Below are 22,810 nucleotides of genomic sequence, written 5' to 3'. Positions count from 1 at the left end.
ATTACTTTGAAAAAAACAATTTCTTAAATTGCTTTTCGGGTACTTTTTTCAATAGATGAATATAATAATAAGATTTCAGGAATCCTTTTCCGTATCCATAAAATTGTATCAAAACTGCCAAAATAGATTGTACTCCTATAGACAGATTCTTATATTCTAGCGTAGCACCTAGAAAAATAATCCCTAAATACATTCCTAAAATAGCAATAAAATACCACCATCCTAAAAGTGCAGTCACTACAGAAAATACGATGTATAGCAAGAATAAGGTAGGGAACCAATATGTAATTTTGGCTGTATCAGGATGCCATCGATTTAAAATAGGTCGTACTAATCCAAACTTGTTCACCTGTATATAGAATTTTTGCCAGGAGATCCTTCTTTTGTGAAACACCTTAGCATCAGGAATTAATGTAGTGTCATATCCTAATTTCCATAATCTTATGGTAAGATCCGGGTCTTCTCCTGGGTGTATGTTTCCGAAGCCACCCGAAGCCTGAAAAGCTTCTTTTGACAATCCCATATTAAAACTACGAGGTTGAAATTTTCCTAATGTATTTTTACGTCCTCTAATTCCGCCAGTAGTTAAATACGAAGTCATACTATAACTTATCGCTTTCTGAAGGTTAGAAAAGCTTTGATGAGCATCATCGGGGCCTCCGTAACAATGTACAAAAGTATCGGATAAAAAACGTTCTGCTTTAGCCAAATACTCTTTTGGTAATATCACATCACTATCAAGAATAACAAAATAGTTACCTTTAGCCTTACGCATACCATAGTTACGAGAATCTCCCGGGCCGGTATTTGGCTTTTGGTAATAACTTATAGACAACCTATCTGCAAAAGTATCTATAACCTCTTTTGATGTATCAGACGATCCATCTTCGACAATTACAATCTCATATGGTTTGGCATAATCCATAACCACCATGCTATCCAGCAGCTCTTTAATCTCATTTGGCCTGTTATATACAGGCACAATAAAGGAGAAATATATTTCCATATTGCAAAGGTAAGTGGTCTAAATAAAAAATCCCATTACCAATTAAGAATGGGATTTTTCACTAATCTTATAGTAGTTTTTTTTTTAGAAAAACTTTATTCTTCTCCTACAAATTTATCCATAACTAACTGGCTTACTCCCATATTAGAAAAACCTCCGTCGTGGTATAAATTCTGAAGGGTTACTTTTTTGGTTAAATCAGAGAATAATGTAATGGTATAATCAGCGCACTCTGCAGCTGTAGCATTACCTAGAGGAGACATTTTATTTGCGTATTCTATAAATCCATCAAATCCTTTCACTCCTTTTCCTGCTGTTGTTGGGGTTGGAGATTGAGAAATTGTATTCACTCGTACATTACTCTCTCTACCAAAGAAATACCCAAAACTACGAGCAATAGATTCTAAATATGCTTTATTATCTGCCATATCATTATAATCAGGAAACACACGCTGCGCTGCCATGTATGTCAATCCAACTATACTCCCCCAGTCATTCATTGCCTTTTTCTTATATAGCGTTTGCATTGTCTTATGAAAAGAAAGTGCAGATACATCTAATCCTTTTTGCGTCCAGTCATAGTTCTGATCTGTATAGTGACGTCCTTTACGTACATTGATCGACATCCCTATAGAATGTAAAACAAAATCAAGTTTACCACCCAAAATTTCCATTGCTTTATCCACCAGATTTTCTAAATCCTCTAACGAAGTAGCATCTGCAGGTATAACTTGAGTGTTGGTTTTTTCTGCAAGAGTATTTATAGCCCCCATTCGCATTGCAACAGGAGCATTAGTAAGAACAAAACTTCCTCCCTCTTCATAAACACGTTCTGCGGTTTTCCAAGCGATCGAATTTTCGTCAAGCGCCCCAAAAATAATTCCTCTTTTACCTTTTAATAAATTGTATGACATTTAATTATAAATTAAAGTATGGTTATACGAGTGGTAAAGATAATAAAACGACCCAAACCACAACCAATCGAAATAGAATTTAGTTAAGTATATGAAAAATAATTAGAGACACATGACAATAAAATGCGAATCAAATCTCTGCATAATAAACCGGTAATGTTTCTATCTCGATAAGAAATAGAAACCTATAATTATGATAACTTATAAATTACGTTGGGAGTTTAAAAAAATTGACTTTCAAAATCTAATTAAAATAAAAATTAATTTATTATTAGTTGATTTTTATCAACATATACCTTATATTTGACTTATAGTTTTATTGATTTCTTTTTTAAAATATCATTGTATTTGATATGGTAAAATAATGATATAAAACACCCCCCATAGTGTATATTATTTCTCCCCTTAGAAAGAATATACTATTTCAATCCCCCCTTAGAATATTTGAAATAATTATAGAGTTATTTCTATAAAAGAATTTTTAGTTACATAAGATTATGTACCTATTCATGAAAAAACATTGTTTTTAGTAATACATGTAGGTAACTGGTTTTAGGTAATAAAAAATACAGTCAATTTTTATGTTGAAATAATTCCCTATATAACAATATTAACTAGTATTAAGAATATACGTTATGGAAAAAAATTACCAAGTTACTTATTACCATTGTCAGATGTTTTTATTTTTTGATTTTTAAAACACTAAAAAAAAACAGGGGCTTTTTTCTTAGAATAAATTAATAAAACGGGGCATATGAAAATTATTACGTTAACTCTTATACATAAGAGGATCACTACTCTTATTTGTCTTTTTGCACTACTATTCTCTTCGACTTGCATTTATGCACATTACTCTCATGAATATAAGTATACTTCTTTGATCTCAAAGGATACTACAACAACTAATACCAAGTATACCAATCCGCTAAGTCTTACAATACTTAAAATACAAGATGCCACAACTACAGGAATATGTTGTGATGGTAAGGCCAAAGCTATCGCTTCTGGTGGAAAACCTGGCTACACTTATCAATGGAGTGCTTCTGCTAATAATCAAACTACAGCAACAGCTAGCCTTCTTACCAATCGTACTCACAGTGTCACAGTAACCGATGCCAATGGAACTCAAATAACCAAAAGTATTGTCATTAAATGTCTAAATACTTGCGATATTAAAGCAACAAATACCGTAACTCATGTATCTTGTAATGGTGATGCTACGGGATCTGTTGATCTAACAGTCGAAAACGGTACTCCTCCATTTACCTTTGCCTGGAGTAACGGTTCTTCTGATGAAGATTTAACCAATGTAATCGCCGGAACATATTCGGTAACGATCACCGATGCTACAAACTGTACTACTACAAGCTCTGCTACAATAACCGAGCCTGCTAAAGCAGTATCTGCTTCTATAAAGGAACTAACCCATATTAGCTGTAACGGTTCTGGTCAAATTACTGTAGAAGGAGCCGGTGGGGTGCCACCTTACACATACTCTATTGATAATGGAGCCAATTATCAAACCAGTGATACATTTCTAGATCTTGCCCCAGGACGTTATACCATAAAGATACGTGATGCTAATTGCTGCACCTCTATTGTTTGCACCACAATTCTATTTAATTGCACAGATGCTGTAACAGATATTAATAACACTTTTATTAATACCCCCGTTTCTGGAAATGTATTAACTAACGATGAAGATCTTGAAGGAGACACGCAAACAGTAACCACTACTACTGCAACTACCACAGAAGGGGCTATTGTTAACATAGAACCTAATACAGGAGCTTATACTTACACTCCTCCTACTGATTTTACAGGAGAAGATTCTTTTAAATATACTATCTGTGATGATGGCACTCCAATTGCTTGTGATACTGCCACTGTATATATCGAAGTACTCCCCATTAATGATCCCAAAAACGAAGCGCCCATTGCAAATCCAGATACTGCAATTACCGAAATAAATACTACTGTAGATGGTAATGTACTAGTTAATGATTTTGATCCCGATGGCGATCCTATAATAGTAACAACACCTACGGTAACTACAAGAGAAGGAGTTACCGTAGCTATAAACCCAAATACGGGTACATATAAATATACACCTCCTCTTGATTTTACTGGCGATGACACTTTTGAGTATACGATATGTGATAATGGTAATCCTTCGTTATGCGACACCACTATTGTAGTAATTACCGTTATAAAAAACCAGGATAACAGTACTTTTGCCAATGATGACGCATATTTTACCGCATGTAAAAATATTCTAGGAAATGTGTTGGATAATGACTTTGATCCAGAAGGAGATACACAAACCATAAATATAGTTCCTGTAGATGATGTAGATAACGGAATCCTTACTCTTAATACCAATGGTTCTTTTACTTACATTCCTAATACTGGATATACAGGCACAGATAGTTTTATTTACACAGTATGCGACAATGGTTCTCCAGTTATTGCTTGTGATCAAGCTACTGTATACATTACCATCTCACCCATCACACCTCCTAGCATAACTAATTGTAATGTAACCGATGAAACCATCGAATGTAACGGAACAGATAATGAAACTATAGCCAACACATGGAATGCTAATAATATCACAGAGTTAGAATCCTGCGCTTCTGATGCTTGTAATACAGATTTTACTGGCCAAGTGACTTCAAATTACGATTTTAATAATTTAGTAAGTTCTTGTGGCCTGGGCGGAGCCATAGAAGTTACATACACTATTACAGGTGATAATGGAGATACAATAACTCTTACTGCAACTCTTACCCTGCATGATTCTACACCTCCAGACTTAACTAGCTGTACAATTACTGATTTAACATTAGAGTGTTCTACAACAAATATCGAAGAAATTGCTAACCAATGGAATAGTGATAATATTGCATTATTAGAAACTTGCGCAACCGATAATTGTAACGCGAGTACAACCGCATTGGTAACTTCGGATTATGACTTTAACAATATAACAGATGGAACCCTGGTAGTAGAATACACTATCACAGATGATTGTAACAACGCAACTACAGTACAAGCTAAAATAACATTCGAAAACAATGCTGTAATCGCAAATGACACTACATTATGTGCCTTGGATGAGATAGAATCGCAAATTTTTGATTTATTTGATTTATTAGAAGGTGAGTACAGTACTAGTGGAGCCTGGGAAGTTATATCAGAAAATGCATCTATAGTTGATGATCATTTTTTTGATCCGTTAAGCATAGAATTAGTTAGCGAAGATACCTCTGAAGAGATTGTATTTAGTTATACCGAAGATAATCTAGCTTGCCCAATATACCTTGAAACAACGATAGAAGTACATAATAGATGTGCCGTATTCTCTTGTGGAGAAGATACTATCAAAATTTCAAAGGTAATTACACCAAATGGAGATCCATACAATGAATATTTTGCAGTAAATGGTGTAGAAAATTGCGGTTACGTTGTAGATGTTAAAATCGTTAATCGTTGGGGAGCGATTATATACAAATCAAGTGATTATCAAAATGATTGGAATGGCACAACACATCGATCATCTTTAGGGTCAGCAAACCAAGTACCAAGTGGTACATATTATTGTATTGTAACACTCAATAATAGTGGTTTAAAACCTATTAGTACCCCATTATATATTGGAACAAAATAAAAAACAACTAATGGGCATTACAAAAAACAAAATAACAGTACTACTAGTGCTTTACATCAACACTATCGGATATACACAACAATTGCCGCAGTTCACGCAATATATGTTTAATACCATATCTATAAATCCAGCTTATGCAGGTAGTAGAGAAACATTAAGTATTGTAGGCTTACACAGAAGTCAATGGACAGGAATACAAGGTGGCCCTCAAACTCAGACATTATCTGCTCATTCTCCATTACGAAACGAAAAAGTAGGACTTGGGTTATCTGTAATACGAGATACTCCCGGTTTTGAAAACTACTTATATATTTATGGTGATTTCTCATATTCTATTAATATTACAGATAATTCGAAATTAGCTTTTGGATTTAAGGCCGGAGCTACTAATTATCACCTAGATCGAGAATTTTTGAATGATCCTGAAGTAACACAAGATCCTTTCTTTGGAAATTACTCAAACCGTTGGAATCCTAATATTGGTGCCGGGCTATATCTGCACTCAAACAGGTGGTATCTTGGGCTATCATCGCCAAGAATATTAAATACCGATAATAATCGCACCGCTGAAACATCTACGGTAGAATATGTAGCCCTAGAGCGTGTTAGTTATTACCTTACAGGCGGGTATGTATTTGATCTAACAACAAACACAAAATTAAAACCATCAGCTCTTCTTAAAGCTACTAATGGTGCGCCAATTTCTGTTGATCTAAATGCAAATTTTCTATTCTATGAAAAATTTTGGCTCGGAGGCTCATACAGATATAATGAACATACCGCTTCGATCGGAGCCTTAGCAGATTTTCAAGTAACCAAACAAATTAGAGTTGGTTATGCTTATGAACATTTTATTTCAGACATACGCCCCTATATTGGCGGCACTCATGAAATTTTACTGATGTACGAATTATTTAATGAAAAGCGTGTCAGGTCCCCCAGGTACTTTTAATACCACAAGTATGAAAAATAGAACATTTCTAATTTTAGCATTCCTGTTCAACACCTTTATTCATGCGCAAAAAATAAAGGTAGCAGATAAATATTTTAGAGATTTCGCATACTTAAAAGCTATTGAATTATACAAAGAAGCATTAAAAAAAGAAGATAGTAGTAAACATATTCTATCTAGAATAGGAGATTGCTATTATAACAATTCTAATTCAGAACAAGCTTATTTCTGGTACCACAAAGCAGTTAACAAATACAAAAAAATACACCCGCAATACATCTATAAATATATACAAACCTTACGAAGTTTAGGCAAATATGACGAAGCTAATCAGTGGCTTAAAAAATTTAAAACACTTCAACAAAATGGTAAATACACTAAAGGTTTTGAGAACGTCAGTCTTGAAAAATTTCAAGAATTATCTACTCCAAAAGATATTCATGTTCGTGTAATAAACCTAAACTCTAACAGCAAATACTCTGATTTTGGTGGATTTGAACAAAATGGAAACTTATATTTTTCGTCCTCTAGAGTAGATGACAATATCAAAGGCAAAAAGAAAATCTATAAATGGAATGGAGAACCTTATTTAAACATTTATCAATCTACAATTGATCGAATTGATTCGACCATTGCAGTAAACAACATTGCTCCTATTTCGTCAGACGTCATAAATCTAAAGAATGAACACGAAGGCACATTAACAATCACTAAGGATGGCAAAACACTCTTTTTTACCAGAAACAACATTAATAAAAGAAAAAGAACATCTTATGATAAAGAAGGCAACTCTAATCTAAAATTATATAGAGCCAAGCTTAAAGGAAATCAATGGACAACCATTGAAGAGCTACCATTTAATGACAAAACTTTTTCTACAGGACATCCCGCATTAAGCCCCGACGAAAAGACCTTATATTTTGTATCTGACAGAGAAGGAGGATACGGGCAATCAGATTTATACAAAGTTGCTATTAATGATGATGGCTCTTTTGGAGCTGTAAAAAATTTAGGCGATAAAATTAATACCGAAGGCCGGGAAGTATTTCCTTTTGTAGCAAAAGATTCTACATTATATTTTTCATCAGACAGCCATATAAACCTAGGGTTTTTAGACATTTACAAATCTAACATCCTTAAAAAAAGAGTCAACGAAGAGGTTGAAATTAAAAACCTAGGAGCCCCATACAATAGTGGTTATGATGATTTTGCTTTCTTTTTAAATGCGGATGGCGATTCTGGATATTTTTCTTCTAACAGAATTGGAGGCAAAGGTAGTGATGATATCTATATTTTTGACAAATATGAATGTAAGCAAGTTTTGACCGGTGTAACATATGATAAACTTACCTTAGAACCACTTCCTGAAGTTACTGTTAAAATCATTGATGAAACAGGTAAAATTATTAATACTACCCTGTCTGATAATAACGGTAACTATATTTTTGAAGAGATATCATGCGGTAAAACATACTCTATTCTTGCCTCCAAAGTAAATTATAGGCCAGATTCTAAACAATTTTCGACAACTACAACTAATGGAAGTGAAACAAAATTAGATCTATACTTAACCCCTTTAATCATAAAAAAAGAAATTGTAGTTAATCCTATTTTCTTTGATTTTGACAAATATGATATTCGTCCAGATGCAGCTTATGAATTAGAGAATATTGTTAATGTAATGCGAGAAAATCCAAAAATGATTATAAAAATTGAATCTCATACTGATAGCCGTGGTAGTGCCAAGTACAATATGAAACTTTCTAACAGACGTGCTAATGCTACCAGGGATTATATTTTATCCAGAGGAATTGCCGCAGATAGAATTCCGAGTGCTATAGGCTATGGAGAATCACGACTATTAAACAAGTGTGGTATTGATAACAGACCTCCCTGTACAGAAAAAGATCATGATCAAAACAGACGTTCAGCTTTTTTGATACTCAATGATTACGAATAATTGAAGTTGTTAAGAAGACTATTTTTTAATAAAAATATTAGTACAATACATCACACCATCTTCATTTTGTTCTATAGAAATATCAAAATCTGTAAAATCACCTTCTATGGTACTTCTATGACTATCACTTTTTATCCAGGCATTAACAATAGATTCTGCCGAAGAATAACCATATCCAACATTTTCGGCTACTTTACTTGCTCCAGCATTAGTAACAAGATATGATTTTCGTTCATAAAAATAATCGTGAGATATATTATTTTGCTTAATCATATAATCGGTATGACGATAGGCTTGTGATTTTATGATATCCAGAGCCCCAAGAGTATTTAAGTTTTTAGAAACTCTATAGCTATTTATAAGATCTAAAATTTCAATTTCTATTGATTTTACTTCAGGAACAATAAATTCCTTATTAGAAGAGTCTAAATTTTCTTCAACATTTTCTGCAGAACAGGAATATAACAACATTGCTACACAAGCAATATAGATTACTTTAATAGGTAATTTCATAATTTGGGGGCGTAGGTTTGGGGCTACTTGCACAAACTACGAAATAAAAGAAAACAATCTGGGATTAAAAATGTTAAAATCGACAAAAAACATCCTTTTAACGTATTATATTGCAAATAATCGATAAAATACACAATTTCAGCACCTTAACACTTGTTTTTAATCATTAAATTAAATGAAGTAAAAACCTACCTAATTAGGATAGTTTACAGCTTTGTTCTACTTAATTTGAAGCTGAGTTTAATAATGATTTTGCATGGGTTAATGCCGAATCAGAAATGTCTTTGCCGCCAATCATTTCGGCAATTTCTTTAATTCGTTCTTCATCGCTTAATAGTTTAAGCTGAGTAATAGTAGTATTTTGTATATCCTCTTTATACACTTTATAATGATTTTGACCATTAGCAGCGATCTGTGGTAAATGCGTTATACTAAAAACTTGTAGGTTTTTACTCATATTCATCATTAAATCTGCCATTTTATGAGCTACTTCGCCAGATACACCGGTATCTATTTCATCAAAAATAATTGTAGGTAGTTGTGTATATCTGGATAAAATAGATTTAATCGCAATCATAATTCTTGATAACTCTCCCCCCGAAGCCACTTTTTTAAGCTGCCCAAAAGCTCCTCCTTTATTAGCAGAGAACAGAAATGTTAGCACTTCTTTTCCATTAGATAGATATTTTTCCTGTAATTCTAAAGAAGCCTGAAATGTAGCATTTGGCATCCCCAGTGCTTTAAGAATATCCTCTAGCTCCTTTATAAGCAAAGGAAGTGCCTTATTTCGTTTCTTATGAATCTTTTCTGCTACTTCATCTAATTGAGACTGAATAGTAATTATTTCATTTTTAAGTTTTTCTATATCTTCTGACAGTGATTCTGTTTTAGAAACTTTTTGTCGCAGTGTGTCTGCTATCACAATCAATTCTTCTATATCTGATACCGCGTGTTTTACCTGTAGATTATGTAATAATTGCAATCGCTGGCTAATTTGTTCTAGTTTCTCAGGGTCAGCTTCTAGCTTTTCTAACTCATCATGTAAAGAACTACTTATATCATCTAGTTCAATATATACACTCTGAATTCTTTGAGAAAGTTCTTGCAAAGGTCCAGAATACGATTCTATCTTAGAGAGGTTGTTTTTGATAGTATTTAATTGATCAGATACCCCAATTTCTTCTGAAGACATTATAGCAACAGATCCCGATAATCTTTCCTGAATTTCTTCTATATTATTAAGTTGATCGTATTGTGCTTCTAATTCTTGTAATTCACCTGGTTTAAGCTTTGCTTCTTCTAATTCATTTAAAAGAAAAGCATTGTAATCATATTCTTTTGTGAAATTTTCTTGATCAGTTATAAGTGCATCTACTTCTTTTTGTTTTTGTTTTAAAAGCTCTAAACCTCTTTTGTAAGATTTTATTTCACGATCTGCATCAGCCAATGCATCTAATACCTCAAACTGAAAATCATTTGTAGTTACCTCTAATGTTTGATGTTGACTATGGATATCTATTAATCTAGTTCCCAGAGATACCAATGACTGTAAAGTGACCGGAGTATCATTTATAAAAGCCCTGGATTTACCAGATGGTAAAATCTCTCGTCTGATTATAGTTTGGTCTTCATAATCCAGCGCTTCTTCTTCAAAAAAAGAGGTAAGCCCATATTTTTTTACATCAAAAACTCCTTCTATTACACATTTTTGAGTATTATCTTTAACGCTACTAAGATCTGCTCTTTTTCCCAATAACAATCCCAAAGCGCCAAGTAATAAAGATTTACCCGCTCCAGTTTCTCCTGTAATTGTAATTAAACCAGAATCAAAAGCTACTTGTAGCTCTTCTATTAAGGCGAAGTTTTTTATAGAAAGACCTCTTAGCAAAGGATAGAAAAATTTTTGTTGTTTTTAAAAAAGTAAAGATACTATATTACAATAATTAATAATAAAGCATTTTTTAAAACTTTATAGTTTTCCAATTTTCTGAATATGTAGGTGCTACTTTATTAAGTATTTCAACAGTTTCGGCAATATTAACTGAAGGTCCTCCAGAAAGAACACTTGAAATCTCATCTGCTTTGGCATCGAAAAACACTCTCATTATATAAGAATTAGGCCTAGTATTATGCATTTCTTCTAGTGATTTCATAGATTCGGTAATTGTCTCTTTCCCTTGTTTCACATTATTATACATAACATCTAACCCTTCTCTATGATAAGTATACATGGCTTTTCTATATCCTTCATATGTTCCCGAAAGAAGATCATCATTAAGTCTAAATCTATTAGGGTTTTGTTCTCTGGCCCAACCAAGTGTATTACTACCCTGGGCATTACTAACAATATTTTTGGCTTCCTGATAATAACTTGTTCCACTATTTAGCTCAAAGGTATCTGCATCTATACCCAAAATAGTATATAAATAAAATGCAACTACAGAGATTAAATTAGACTCAAAATTATTTGGATTATAATTTAGTGGTTGAAATTCTAAGTAGTTAAAATTAAACTGCTTATCATTTATATTAAAGATGGTAGTACTATAACTAGATCCGTATACCGGACGAGATGCCTGTACTTGTACAGTAGCAGAAAAAAGATCATTATCGTAACTGTTTATAGTAACAAAAAAACTACAATTAATTCTTTCTTCTGTTCTATAATCTACAGAGGTCCACTTCGAATTATTAATAAATTCGGTTAATGCACGTTCTAAGGTTTTAAAAACTTGTAAATTAGGATTACCTGTTTGCTCTGCATTAACAGCAACGGTAGCATTAAATTCCTGAGCATTAACTCCTAAGCTAACTATAAATACGATAACAAGTAACAACCTATTCATTGTTCAATGTATTAATTTCATTAAATATATCTTGTGCAACTTCTGACTTTGTCTTTAAGTCAAACGCTTTAATCTCTAATTTATGATTAATCAATGTTACTTTATTCGTTTGCCCTTTAAAACCTGCTCCTTTATCATTAAGAGAGTTAAGAACAATTAAATCTAAGTTCTTATTTTTTAGTTTATTCTTCGCATTCTCCTCTTCATTTTCTGTTTCTAAAGCAAACCCAACGAGAAGTTGGTTTTTCTTCTCTGCTCCCATCCATTTAAGAATATCGGTGGTTCGCTCTAATTTAATAGAAAATTCTGTATCTTCCTTTTTTATTTTTTGATCTGACACCTGCTTAGGTCGATAATCTGCAACTGCTGCTGATGCAATTGCAATATCACAATCTTTGTATGCAGAAACCACTGCCTCATACATATCTTTGGCACTAATTACATTAATAACACGAATAAGACTGTGACTAATTTTAAGAGCAGAAGGCCCTAAAATAAGAGTTACTTGTGCTCCTAAATTAGCTGCTGTTTTAGCAAGTTCTATCCCCATTCTACCACTAGAGTGATTACCTATAAATCTTACAGGATCAATTGCTTCATATGTAGGACCTGCAGTGATCAAAACCTGCTTATCTTTTAAGGGAAGTTTATCTAGAATATCTTTTTCTACAAATTCAATAATAGTAGAAGGTTCTGCCATACGTCCTTGACCGATCAAACCGCTTGCTAATTCTCCCGATTCTGCAGGAATCATGATATTACCAAACTCTTGTAATTTTTTAAATGTTTGATGCGTAGAAGGGTGATTATACATATCCAAATCCATTGCCGGAGCAAAATAAACAGGACATTTTGCAGATAGATAGGTTGCCAATAGTAAGTTATCACTATTACCTGTCGCCATTTTGGATAATGTATTAGCAGTAGCTGGTGCTATGACCATAACATCTGCCCATAACCCTAAATCTACATGATTATTCCAAATTGCATTTTCATCTTCATCATCGAAAAAAGAGGAATGAACAGGATTTTTTGATAGTGTAGATAATGTAAGCGGAGTTACAAAATCCTTAGCAGCAGGGGTCATTATTACTTTTACCTCTGCTCCTGATTTGATAAATAAGCGCACTAAGTTTGCTGTCTTATAAGCAGCAATACCAGCGGTGACACCAATTAAAATCTTTTTACCGCTTATTATAGACATAAACTTATAGAGACCCTGAGTCTGCTTTTGTATTTCTGTGATAAATCTTACCTTCTAACCATTCTTGTACTGCCAAAGCATGTGGTTTTGGTAATCTTTCATAGAATTTAGAAACTTCTATTTGTTCTTTATTTTCAAAAATCTCTTCTAAACTATCATTATAAGTAGCAAACTCATCTAATTTTTCAAGAAGTTCTTTCTTGATATCGGTATTGATTTGAGTTGCTCTTTTTGATATTATCGAAATTGCCTCATAGATATTATCCGTTGGCTGATCGATACGATTTTTATCAATAGTAGTTGTATTTACCGGCGCATTACTTTTTTTCAAATCCATCTTCTACTTTATTTTCTATTTATATTGTTCTAATCTTGTCTTTATATCTTCTCCTAATTCTTCTGCTTTTTCTAGATACTCTCCTTCTGTTTTATAATATTTTTTATAACTATTATAATATCCTTGAGCAGTTTCTAAACGTTCTTTTACCAAAACTTCATAACTACCGATTGCTAAAAGATATTCTGATTCTAATTTGTAATATAATACTTTTTCTCTATAAGGAGATCCTGGGTGATCTATGAGAAAGTTATCAAAAGCTGAAATAGCAACTTTATAATTCTCTCTATGATGATATTGTTTAGCTACTTCATAAGCCTTTCTCTCTTTCTTATCTCTAAGTTCTGCAACTAGCTTATTTGCTTCTTTTAAATTCTCACTTTCTGGATATGCATTAATATATGCCTGAAGTTTTTCGAGTGCTTTATCTGTATCTTCCTGATCCAAGCTATATCTTGGTGACAAATCATAGTAACTTTTAGCTCCTTTATAATATGCTTCTTCCCTTTTTTGACTTTTGGGGTAAGATTTAGCAAATCTTTCAAATTGGTATCCTGCAAGATAATAATCTTCTAGCTGATAATAAGTATCTGCATAATAGAACATTATTCTTTCTGCTTGTGGCTTACCTCTATATTGAGGAACAATCTGTTCAAAAAGCTTTAAGGCTTTTTTGTACTTTCCTTCTTTGTACAAGTTCTCTGCAGCTTTATATTTAGCTGCTAAATCTTCGCCTCTTAGCACCTTTTGGTATTCACTACAAGATCCTAAAAATAACACACAAACAAGTAAATACAATAATCTCTTCATATCTTAAAAAAACATCTGGCAAAAGTATATATTTCTGCCGTATTACAAAAACTTTAATTCATCTATTCACCTGTTACTCTCTATTGTTTTTACAATTAAGCAGGCAGAATTGGCTAATAAACATTTCTGTTTATATCATTTTATTGATTTTAGCTCATTTCAATAACTACATAATTAAAGGTATGTTGCAGGATTAATGGTATTTAACACTCTAAAATATTTTCATAAAATTAAGTAGAACTATGCGGTAAGGTCTTATCTAGATTATCATGATCCAGAATTGTATAACCATCATCATCATAATAAAATGCAGGAATAAAACTTTGATCTTGTTTTAAATTTTTCAATACATAAGAATGAACCTGGTGAACTTCTTGTGCAAAAGATTCATCATAATAACTAGCTAATATTAAAATTTCTCCGTTTATTTCTTGTAATTGCTCTTTACTAAATTCTTTCAATGGGCTTAACTCATCAATAGGATGTACAATAGTCCAGGTGGTAGGCAAATATGTAATCGAATTTCTTTCTAGTTTTAGACTGTAAAAATTATTGACATATTTTTTGTCTTTACTTTCCTGAGACAATGAGAGTGTAGCTTCAATTTTGGGCCGAATCATTACATTAGCACTCCTACTCATTAATCTAAACATAATACAATCTACTCCGTTATGTTTTCTAAACACCATACTACTACTAAACCTAATATTTGCTCTTGGTCTAGAAAACCTACCATATAATAATCCAGTAATAAATGAAAAGCTTAATAATCCTACTAGGGCTTCAAAAGAAGAAATGATACCAAAAACAAGTCCTTTTGGTGCCATGGCTCCATATCCTACAGTTGTAATAGTCTGAGCTGAGAAAAAGAAAGCATTAAGAAAATCTTTTAAAACACTCCCTGTAGATTCTGTAATATTTGATATTCCTAAAAATGTATAGATCATAGCAAATAATGCATTGATCAAAATATATCCCAATACCACCCATAGGAAAAATTTGGTCCAACTAATACTAATCAAGTAGTTATAGCTCTCTGATAAAGAGCTTGGTCTATTGATGTGTTTTATATTAAAAGAGCCATCTGGATTGATAAATCGTTTAGCGTATTTATTAGAGGACTTACCTATACCTGGATCTTTTATTTTTTTAGCCATCACTTCATTTTTGAAAACGATTAATCTTCAACAAACTCTTCTATTCTTTTTGCTAAACCTTCTGAAACGGGTATTAGTGGTAAACGAACATTATCTTTACATACTCCTTTTACTTTAAGGATATTTTTTATTCCAGCAGGATTCCCTTCTTCAAAAGCATAATCTATTGCAGGTAATAATGCATATAGTTTTTCAAATGCTTTTTTTGTTTCTCCAGATAACCCTAATCGTATCATTTCTGAAAATGACGCCGGAAATCCTTGGCCAACTACACTTATTACTCCATCTCCGCCTGCTACAACAGCCGGTAATGCTAATGCATCATCGCCAGAAATCACAAGAAAATCAGAAGGTTTATTTTTGATAATTTGTAAAACCTGAGTAAAGTCTCCCACCGCTTCTTTAATTCCGATTATTTTATCTAATTGAGCAAGGCGTAAAGTTGTTTCTGCTGTCATATTAGTTGCTGTCCTAGATGGGACATTATACAGTATAACCGGTAAAGTAGTACTATCATTTATAGCTTTATAATGTCTATAAATACCTTCCTGACTAGGTCTATTATACATAGGAACAACAGAGAGAATCGCATCAAAATCAGACGAATTGATTTCTTTAATCTCATCAATAACTGCCAATGTATTATTTCCGCCTACACCAATTACCAAAGGGAGCCTCTTATTATTTACTTCTACTATATGCGCTGTTAAATTCTTCTTTTCCTCTTTAGAGAGTGTAGCCGACTCTGCAGTAGTTCCTAATACTACCAAATATTCTACATTCCCTTCTATACAAAAGTTAACTAATGATGTCACACCATCATAATCTATTGATCCATCTTTATTAAAAGGAGTCGCTAATGCTATACCTGTTCCTCTTAGAAAATCATTCATACTATATAATCTGTAAAATTTTTAAATATTTCTTAAGCTCTGATATAAAAAGATTGGTGTCATTTGTTGTTGATCCAATAATCAAATCGTTAATTCGATTATCTACTTCTGCAAAACCAACTTTAAACTTAGCTTTAGAAGCTGCTGCTACATAGTTTAGCTCTACAGAGTTTTTTTCATAGAAATTGATCAAAACATCAAAATCTTTATCTACAAAATCTTGTAAAGACTTACTTTTTATTGCACCGTTTACTCCAAAACTCTTATCATTATAATAAGCCGCATCTTTATCATCTATAATTTCTTTCTGATCTTCTTTATAGCCTATCACTTTTAGTTCTTCAGATTTCACTCCTAATTCATTAGCAAGTTTCAATAATGAAACGATATTAATCGATTGAGTTGCATCAATAAGAACTGCAAGGGTTTTTAAATTAGAAATGTTTTGAGATCTGGTTTCTCTTTCTTTGAGATATGCTTCAGCACTTTTCTTTATCGCATTTCTTTTAAGACCTTTTAAAATCATTTATTAAAAAAATTAATAAGCCACAAATGTAGCCATTTTACAAATTAAAATCATCTGGTATACTTCGAGAAAAAACAAAAACTCCCCAATTAACACAACTTAGTGATTTTTGTTAAATCTATAAATATTTATCTTCTAAACGCTTCTTTTTAACAAGTTTTGTTTCCACAAAAAAAATAGTAAAAAAATATAATCCCGCAATTTCTACTATATTGATCATTATGGTAAATAATCTACTGTAATAGTACAACTCATTTATTGCAAGAAACGCATCGACAAATAAGGTACAGCACGAAGCTATAAAAAGATAAATTGATTTCTCGTATCGATTAGCAACATAAATAAAAAAACAAACTGTAACAAATAAAAGAAGACTTACTACAATTAATATTACTGATCCTATAGAATTTATAATTTTGGGTAAAACTAACTTAGTAATAGAAAAAATAAGATACCCAATCAAAAATACACTAACTATAACCTGAGGAGATATTAATCTATTTAGCTTTATTTCTTGTATCGATATGAAATTCTTTAATAGAAATAAACACAAAGTATAGAATAAAGCAATTAGTATTGCAATAATCGAAAAATACCTCGCAAAGTCTAAATACACAAAAACATCGGTTGCTGCAATTACAAGCATACTTAAAGGAAATAGAAGGCTAGTTTTTTTTACAAACCTTTGATACAAAATAATTAATGATATAGGAACAATTGGCTTAACATATACCAACATCCATTTATCAAAAAAGACAGCTATACATATAACGATCAAAAAAGCAAAATAGGTTAGTAGATATGTAATATTTATTGTTCTCAAGAAGTTTTCTATCAGGTTACAAGATTCATATACGGTAATTAATTTAAGAAATATGGTATTTCTGTTTTCAACAGTTAGCACTTTGTTATTTAAAATCAAAACCCTTCAAACTCTTCAGATTTAAGGACTAACGATTTAGTTATCATATAATTTACCAAAAAAAGAAGTGCAATCGGGCTGCATATTAACATAAGAACATTAAGTTCTTTAGATCGTAGATAAAATCTATCGATTAAAAACATAAAGTCACTAAATGCAAAATTTAACATCGATAAAAAAAACCATAACGACTTCTCTGATCGTATGTTTATATAATGCATTGCTCCTACAATTAGTAAAACATAAATTAATAACAAATAAAGAAACCCCAATACTTGCATTTCTCCCATAGGGTCTTTAAGCTCCAGGTAAGCCATAAAAAATATAATGGTAAACAAAGAACTGCCTAACACCAATGTAAAAACATCTCTGTTATTATATACGAATGACTTATGATTATAATACAAGAAATAAAATAACAGAATATAGGCTGCTATATGTGCCTCAATCTGAAATTTTACAACATTATCAATAGTATAAAATACACCTAACTCTTTTATAAAGAAAATCAAAAGAACAATAACTTTAAACGTTCTTATTCGTTTAGAATTCACAAAATAAAGTGCGGTTATTAATACAACAAGAATCAGACTGGTATATGTGTTTAAAAAATCATTTTGAAATACATATCCTAATACTTGTATAATAATTAAAAAAGAAATTAAAAGCTTTAGTAGTTTTCCTTCATTCATTAATTTTTATTTGCATCCTAAAAAAATCAATACAATCCTCTATAAGACACTTTGTTACACAATCATAAATTTTTCCCTTACACAAGATACTAAATTTTGAGATAACTCAAAATAGCCATAAAAACGACTCTCTACAATTTATTTAATTTTAAAGAAGTCGAACTAGATATCTTAAACTGTACAAGAAAAAAAACAGCCAATAATTGGTAAATAGAATTAATAATTTCAAATTCGATTGAAGACACATAAAACTTGTTTAATGCAAAACAAGCATCACTAATAACAAAATTTAATACTGCAATCAAAAACCATAACGACTTGGTTGATCTAACATTTACATAATGAAAAACAGCTCCTATAAACAAAACATATAATATTAGTAAATACACCAACCCATAGTATTTAATATCCCCCATTCCTACATGTATTGCATCATAAATTTCATAAACGATGAGAGACCATACCACAAAGAAAATTGACACATAGGCGATATCTGTACCATCATAATCTATAGGCTTATGATTCTTATATAAGAAATAGAATAATAACAAATAACAGACACCATAACTTAACAATACATATATAAAACTATGCTCAAAATCTGTGAGCAGAAATATATCTCCCAGAAAACAAAGCAGCAAAACCAGCAAAAACGGAATACTTATACGTTTTGTATTAAACCAATACAACATAAAAAACAAAGGCACAGTAGTAGGCTTTATATACAACTCTAAGTCGGGCCAGTTCATGGCAGTACTCAATACACATAACCCTCCTGTAATGAGCAATAACACTTTAATAAGAGTTCTTATTCTCATGCTATTTTGCTAAGAAATTCGTCTTCACTAATAATAGGAATCTCTAGTGCTTTTGCTTTTTCTAACTTACTGGGCCCCATATTGGCACCAGCAACAATAAAAGAGGTTTTAGAAGAGATAGAACTAGATATTTTGCCTCCATTATCTTCTATCATTTTTTTAAGTTCGTTACGTGAAACTTTTTCAAAAACTCCTGAAACCACAAATGTCTGCCCTTGCAGGGTATCTGTTTGGTTTGCCAATTTTTCTGCAGAAATTTCTAACTGAACTCCGTATTGTTTTAACCTATTGATTAAATTTTTATTTTCTTCCGAAGCAAAAAACTCTACAACACTTTGAGCTATCTTTATCCCTATCTCATCTACATTTACCAGTTCTTCTTCTGAAGCTTCGATAATAGCATCAATAAATTTATAATGTTTTGCAAGCTTCTTTGCTACGGTTTCTCCCACATATCGAATTCCTAATGCAAATAAAACACGCTCAAAAGGGATTTCTTTAGACTTTTCTATTCCCGCAATAAGATTTTCTGCACTTTTTTCTGCCATCCTTTCTAAAGGAACAACTTGCTCTTTTTTTAATTCATAAAGATCTGCATAGTTTACAATCAGGTTTTCGTTAACCAGTAATGCTACGGTTTCTCCTCCTAACCCATCGATATCCATTGCTTTACGAGAAATATAATGCTGTATACGTCCAATTATCTGAGGCGGACATCCTTGATAATTAGGGCAATAATGCTGAGCCTCTCCTTCTTTGCGAATAAGATCGGTATGACATTCTGGACATTGTGTTATATATACTGTTGGTTGCGAATTGCCATCTCTTTTTTGAAAATCAACTGCTATTATTTTCGGGATAATCTCCCCTCCTTTTTCAACAAAAACTGTATCCCCAACACGTATATCCAATTTCTCAATCTGATCGGCGTTATGCAAAGAAGCTCGTTTTACTGTAGTTCCTGCAAGCAATACCGGTTCGAGGTTAGCTACCGGAGTAATTGCCCCTGTTCTACCTACCTGATATGTAATTTCATGAAGGGTTGTAAAAACCTGTTCGGCTTTAAATTTATAGGCCATAGCCCACCGGGGAGCTTTGGCTGTAAAACCTAGCTCCTCTTGTTGCTGAAGATCATTTACCTTAATCACCACACCATCTGTTTCATATGGTAGATTATGGCGATGCTCATCCCAGTATGTTACAAAATCCAACACTTCATCAATCGAATGTACTAATTTGGATTCTACAGGAACTTTAAACCCCCATTCTCTTGCCTTTTCTAAACTTTCAAATTGAGTTACAATTCCTAATCTATTTCCTACAATGCTATATAATAAACAATCTAGTGGTCGTTTAGCTGTTTCACTACTATCCTGTAATTTCAAACTACCAGAAGCTGTATTTCGAGGATTAGCATAAGGATCTTCTCCTGCCGCTATTCGTTCTTCATTCATTTTTGCAAAACCATCATACGGTAAAATAATTTCTCCCCGTATATCAAATTTTGGAGGAAATCCATCTTTCAGTTTTAACGGTACCGAATTAATGGTTTTTACATTTGTAGTAACATTATCTCCCTGAATACCATCTCCCCTGGTTACTGCTTTTACCAATATTCCATCCTCATAAGTAAGGCTTATTGATGCTCCATCATACTTAAGTTCACAGGTATAACTAACCTCTCCATCAACCAACTTTTTAATACGTTTTTCCCAATCTAATAGATCTTCTTTTGAATATGAATTATCAAGAGAGTACATTCTATGTTCATGCACTACCGTTTCAAAATTCTTGGTTACTTCACCCCCAACTCTAAGCGTCGGAGAATTTGGATCATAATACTCCGGGTGTTTCTCTTCTAATTCCTGTAGTGTTTTGAGTTTCATATCAAACTCATAATCACTTATTACAGCAGCATCCAATACGTAGTAGTTATAGTTATGCTGCCTTAGTTCTTCCCTTAATTGATTGATGTGTTGTTCTGTATTCATTGGTACTTATATGTCTTGTTTTTTTTAATGGTCAGACAGAATACCTACCATATAATGACAGGTGTTATGATTAAGACAATTATTCTTTATTATTTTTTTAATGTTATTATAAACAGTTTCTTTTTCATTTAGTTATTATGAATATCATGTTCTCTCTGGTTTTAACCATTTTGGCACTTGTATCGGCTTGAAGGTTCTCATTTTATTTAATAACCTATCGATATCATCATCGACAAGGAGTAACTCATAGTTTTCCATTTTTAAAAACCCTCTTCGCACCATGTTTTCTAACAGAGCTAACAGGTCATTGTAAAATCCTCCGGTATTTAAAAGTCCAATTGGTTTTTGATGCAAACCTAATTGAGACCATGTTATGATCTCAAACAATTCTTCTAATGTCCCAAATCCCCCCGGCATTGTAATAAAGCCATCGCTAAGTTCTTGCATTTTCATCTTTCGCTCATGCATATTAACCGTAGTAATTAGTTCATCTAATCCCTGGTGCACTACTTCTTTTCGCTTTAAAAACTCTGGAATCACTCCTATCACTTTTCCTTTTTGCTGCATCGCTCCCTGAGCAACCTTTCCCATTATGCCAATTTTTGCAGCACCATACACCAGAGTGATTTTTTGCTCTGCTAGTTTTTCTCCTAATAATAATGCTTCGGCAATAACCCTGGTATCATTTCCTTCACTGCTTCCACAAAATACACAAATAGAATTCAGACTGTTCATAGTAATAGACTTTTATTTTAAACGAGCTCTTATCATACGTTCATTATCATATATATCCTTACGCACTTCTACAGATTTAAATCCTTTGCTCTCGATCATACTTTTGGTTTCTACACTCAGGTACTGATTAATTTCAAAATACAAACTACCATTTTCCTTTAATTTTCTCTTAGTCAAATCTGTAATTTTCTCATAAAAGAGCAATGGTTCATCATCAGAAACAAACAAAGCCTGTTCTGGTTCATTATCAAGCACATTAGATTTCATTTCTTTTTTCTCTAACTCTCGTACATAAGGGGGATTAGAAACTATGATATCAAAATCCTGAAATAGATCTTCAATTTCCAAAACATTTGCCTTAATAAATGTGACCTCAACCTGATTTTTCCTGGCATTTTCTTTGGCCACCTGTATGGCTTCTTCAGATATATCCATTGCATATACTTTGGCTTCGGGTATTTTTTTTGCTAAAGAAATAGCTATACAACCACTTCCTGTACCAATATCTAATATTGTTATTGATGATTTCCCTTTTTTTTGGTCTTTTAAAATCCAATCTACCAACTCTTCGGTTTCTGGCCTCGGAATCAATACATGTTCATTAACCATAAACGGTATTCCATAAAAATAGGTTTCACCAATTATATATTGAATAGGTTCTTGTTTTTCGAGTCGTTTTATAGCAGTATCAAAACTCGCTTTTTCATTAACAGTGAGTATTTTATCGAGGCACATAGCTATATCTACTCTTTTAAGCCCCAAAATCTCTTCGGAAAGCATATAAAAAAAAGACAATACTTCTTCAGAATCATAGATCCCGGATAAAGAATTTGTAAAACTAACTCTAAGGTCTTTTATCTTCAA

Annotated in this window: 19 protein-coding genes; 3 read left to right on the top strand and 16 right to left on the bottom strand. The window is 32.4% G+C overall.

Annotated features, from left to right (window positions below; translation table 11 throughout):
- Position 1 precedes the first annotated feature (1 nt).
- Both ATO12_RS19650 and ATO12_RS19645 read right to left on the bottom strand, forming a co-directional pair.
- A complete protein-coding gene (locus ATO12_RS19650; protein ID WP_034245451.1) occupies positions 2 to 1,006 on the bottom strand; it encodes a glycosyltransferase in 1,005 nt (334 codons plus the stop codon).
- A 95-nt stretch (positions 1,007 to 1,101) separates the two neighbouring features.
- Positions 1,102 to 1,920 (bottom strand): enoyl-ACP reductase FabI, encoded by an 819-nt coding sequence (locus ATO12_RS19645; protein WP_034245448.1) that lies wholly within the window; start codon positions 1,918 to 1,920, stop codon positions 1,102 to 1,104.
- Positions 1,921 to 2,674: 754 nt separating this feature from the next.
- Here ATO12_RS19645 and ATO12_RS19640 point away from each other — a divergent pair.
- The 3 genes from ATO12_RS19640 to ATO12_RS19630 are packed head-to-tail and all read left to right on the top strand — an operon-like array spanning position 2,675 to position 8,502.
- Positions 2,675 to 5,590, top strand: a complete 2,916-nt coding sequence (locus ATO12_RS19640; protein ID WP_081802117.1) for an Ig-like domain-containing protein — start codon at positions 2,675 to 2,677, stop codon at positions 5,588 to 5,590.
- Between the two features lie 10 nt (positions 5,591 to 5,600).
- On the top strand, positions 5,601 to 6,542 hold the full coding sequence (locus ATO12_RS19635; protein ID WP_034245937.1) for a PorP/SprF family type IX secretion system membrane protein: 942 nt from the start codon (positions 5,601 to 5,603) through the stop codon (positions 6,540 to 6,542).
- Between the two features lie 10 nt (positions 6,543 to 6,552).
- On the top strand, positions 6,553 to 8,502 hold the full coding sequence (locus ATO12_RS19630; protein ID WP_034245442.1) for an OmpA family protein: 1,950 nt from the start codon (positions 6,553 to 6,555) through the stop codon (positions 8,500 to 8,502).
- Between the two features lie 18 nt (positions 8,503 to 8,520).
- Here ATO12_RS19630 and ATO12_RS19625 read toward each other — a convergent pair whose 3' ends face one another.
- From ATO12_RS19625 to prmC, 14 genes are all read right to left on the bottom strand, one after another.
- Positions 8,521 to 9,015 (bottom strand): CAP domain-containing protein, encoded by a 495-nt coding sequence (locus tag ATO12_RS19625; RefSeq protein WP_034245440.1) that lies wholly within the window; start codon positions 9,013 to 9,015, stop codon positions 8,521 to 8,523.
- Positions 9,016 to 9,238: 223 nt separating this feature from the next.
- Complete coding sequence (recN, locus tag ATO12_RS19620) at positions 9,239 to 10,903, bottom strand: DNA repair protein RecN (protein WP_034245437.1); 1,665 nt, start codon at positions 10,901 to 10,903, stop codon at positions 9,239 to 9,241.
- 73 nt (positions 10,904 to 10,976) lie between these two features.
- Positions 10,977 to 11,861 (bottom strand): type IX secretion system protein PorD, encoded by an 885-nt coding sequence (porD, locus tag ATO12_RS19615; protein WP_034245434.1) that lies wholly within the window; start codon positions 11,859 to 11,861, stop codon positions 10,977 to 10,979.
- The gene (gene coaBC, locus ATO12_RS19610; RefSeq protein WP_034245431.1) at positions 11,854 to 13,065 is read right to left on the bottom strand and encodes a bifunctional phosphopantothenoylcysteine decarboxylase/phosphopantothenate--cysteine ligase CoaBC; all 1,212 of its coding nucleotides are present in this window, start codon (positions 13,063 to 13,065) and stop codon (positions 11,854 to 11,856) included. The genes porD and coaBC overlap by 8 nt, the downstream gene beginning before the upstream one ends.
- Before the next feature lie 4 nt (positions 13,066 to 13,069).
- On the bottom strand, positions 13,070 to 13,402 hold the full coding sequence (locus tag ATO12_RS19605) for a DNA-directed RNA polymerase subunit omega (RefSeq protein ID WP_025663994.1): 333 nt from the start codon (positions 13,400 to 13,402) through the stop codon (positions 13,070 to 13,072).
- A gap of 15 nt (positions 13,403 to 13,417) precedes the next feature.
- The gene (locus ATO12_RS19600; protein WP_034245429.1) at positions 13,418 to 14,212 is read right to left on the bottom strand and encodes an outer membrane protein assembly factor BamD; all 795 of its coding nucleotides are present in this window, start codon (positions 14,210 to 14,212) and stop codon (positions 13,418 to 13,420) included.
- A 230-nt stretch (positions 14,213 to 14,442) separates the two neighbouring features.
- Positions 14,443 to 15,369 carry an ion channel gene (locus ATO12_RS19595; protein ID WP_034245422.1) on the bottom strand — a complete coding sequence of 309 codons (927 nt, stop codon included), beginning with the start codon at positions 15,367 to 15,369 and terminating at the stop codon, positions 14,443 to 14,445.
- Positions 15,370 to 15,389: 20 nt separating this feature from the next.
- Complete coding sequence (gene dapA, locus ATO12_RS19590; RefSeq protein WP_034245420.1) at positions 15,390 to 16,262, bottom strand: 4-hydroxy-tetrahydrodipicolinate synthase; 873 nt, start codon at positions 16,260 to 16,262, stop codon at positions 15,390 to 15,392.
- Between the two features lies 1 nt (position 16,263).
- Positions 16,264 to 16,788: a DUF6913 domain-containing protein gene (locus ATO12_RS19585; RefSeq protein ID WP_231389225.1), complete on the bottom strand. Its 525-nt coding sequence runs from the start codon at positions 16,786 to 16,788 to the stop codon at positions 16,264 to 16,266.
- Between the two features lie 918 nt (positions 16,789 to 17,706).
- Positions 17,707 to 18,402 carry a lysoplasmalogenase family protein gene (locus tag ATO12_RS19575; protein ID WP_034245414.1) on the bottom strand — a complete coding sequence of 232 codons (696 nt, stop codon included), beginning with the start codon at positions 18,400 to 18,402 and terminating at the stop codon, positions 17,707 to 17,709.
- 131 nt (positions 18,403 to 18,533) lie between these two features.
- On the bottom strand, positions 18,534 to 19,220 hold the full coding sequence (locus ATO12_RS19570) for a lysoplasmalogenase family protein (RefSeq protein WP_034245411.1): 687 nt from the start codon (positions 19,218 to 19,220) through the stop codon (positions 18,534 to 18,536).
- Positions 19,217 to 21,211, bottom strand: a complete 1,995-nt coding sequence (ligA, locus tag ATO12_RS19565; RefSeq protein WP_034245408.1) for an NAD-dependent DNA ligase LigA — start codon at positions 21,209 to 21,211, stop codon at positions 19,217 to 19,219. The genes ATO12_RS19570 and ligA overlap by 4 nt, the downstream gene beginning before the upstream one ends.
- Positions 21,212 to 21,355: 144 nt before the next feature.
- Complete coding sequence (locus ATO12_RS19560) at positions 21,356 to 21,946, bottom strand: LOG family protein (RefSeq protein ID WP_034245406.1); 591 nt, start codon at positions 21,944 to 21,946, stop codon at positions 21,356 to 21,358.
- Positions 21,947 to 21,958: 12 nt separating this feature from the next.
- A complete protein-coding gene (prmC, locus tag ATO12_RS19555; protein ID WP_034245403.1) occupies positions 21,959 to 22,810 on the bottom strand; it encodes a peptide chain release factor N(5)-glutamine methyltransferase in 852 nt (283 codons plus the stop codon).

The sequence above is a fragment of the Aquimarina atlantica genome (assembly GCF_000626715.1).
In the GTDB taxonomy this organism is placed as follows: Bacteria; Bacteroidota; Bacteroidia; order Flavobacteriales; family Flavobacteriaceae; genus Aquimarina; species Aquimarina atlantica.
Note: the sequence above shows the minus strand (reverse complement) of the source record. Positions and strands in the feature narration are given on the sequence as shown.

Excerpts from the sequence above, each read along its gene's own strand:
- ATO12_RS19650 (WP_034245451.1), bottom strand. The coding sequence starts at position 1,006 with ATGGAAATATATTTCTCCTTTATTGTGCCTGTATATAACAGGCCAAAT.
- ATO12_RS19645 (WP_034245448.1), bottom strand. The coding sequence starts at position 1,920 with ATGTCATACAATTTATTAAAAGGTAAAAGAGGAATTATTTTTGGGGCG.
- ATO12_RS19640 (WP_081802117.1), top strand. The coding sequence starts at position 2,675 with ATGAAAATTATTACGTTAACTCTTATACATAAGAGGATCACTACTCTT.
- ATO12_RS19635 (WP_034245937.1), top strand. The coding sequence starts at position 5,601 with ATGGGCATTACAAAAAACAAAATAACAGTACTACTAGTGCTTTACATC.
- ATO12_RS19630 (WP_034245442.1), top strand. The coding sequence starts at position 6,553 with ATGAAAAATAGAACATTTCTAATTTTAGCATTCCTGTTCAACACCTTT.
- ATO12_RS19625 (WP_034245440.1), bottom strand. The coding sequence starts at position 9,015 with ATGAAATTACCTATTAAAGTAATCTATATTGCTTGTGTAGCAATGTTG.
- porD (WP_034245434.1), bottom strand. The coding sequence starts at position 11,861 with ATGAATAGGTTGTTACTTGTTATCGTATTTATAGTTAGCTTAGGAGTT.
- coaBC (WP_034245431.1), bottom strand. The coding sequence starts at position 13,065 with ATGTCTATAATAAGCGGTAAAAAGATTTTAATTGGTGTCACCGCTGGT.
- ATO12_RS19605 (WP_025663994.1), bottom strand. The coding sequence starts at position 13,402 with ATGGATTTGAAAAAAAGTAATGCGCCGGTAAATACAACTACTATTGAT.
- ATO12_RS19600 (WP_034245429.1), bottom strand. The coding sequence starts at position 14,212 with ATGAAGAGATTATTGTATTTACTTGTTTGTGTGTTATTTTTAGGATCT.
- ATO12_RS19595 (WP_034245422.1), bottom strand. The coding sequence starts at position 15,369 with ATGGCTAAAAAAATAAAAGATCCAGGTATAGGTAAGTCCTCTAATAAA.
- dapA (WP_034245420.1), bottom strand. The coding sequence starts at position 16,262 with ATGAATGATTTTCTAAGAGGAACAGGTATAGCATTAGCGACTCCTTTT.
- ATO12_RS19585 (WP_231389225.1), bottom strand. The coding sequence starts at position 16,788 with ATGATTTTAAAAGGTCTTAAAAGAAATGCGATAAAGAAAAGTGCTGAA.
- ATO12_RS19575 (WP_034245414.1), bottom strand. The coding sequence starts at position 18,402 with ATGAATGAAGGAAAACTACTAAAGCTTTTAATTTCTTTTTTAATTATT.
- ATO12_RS19570 (WP_034245411.1), bottom strand. The coding sequence starts at position 19,220 with ATGAGAATAAGAACTCTTATTAAAGTGTTATTGCTCATTACAGGAGGG.
- ligA (WP_034245408.1), bottom strand. The coding sequence starts at position 21,211 with ATGAATACAGAACAACACATCAATCAATTAAGGGAAGAACTAAGGCAG.
- ATO12_RS19560 (WP_034245406.1), bottom strand. The coding sequence starts at position 21,946 with ATGAACAGTCTGAATTCTATTTGTGTATTTTGTGGAAGCAGTGAAGGA.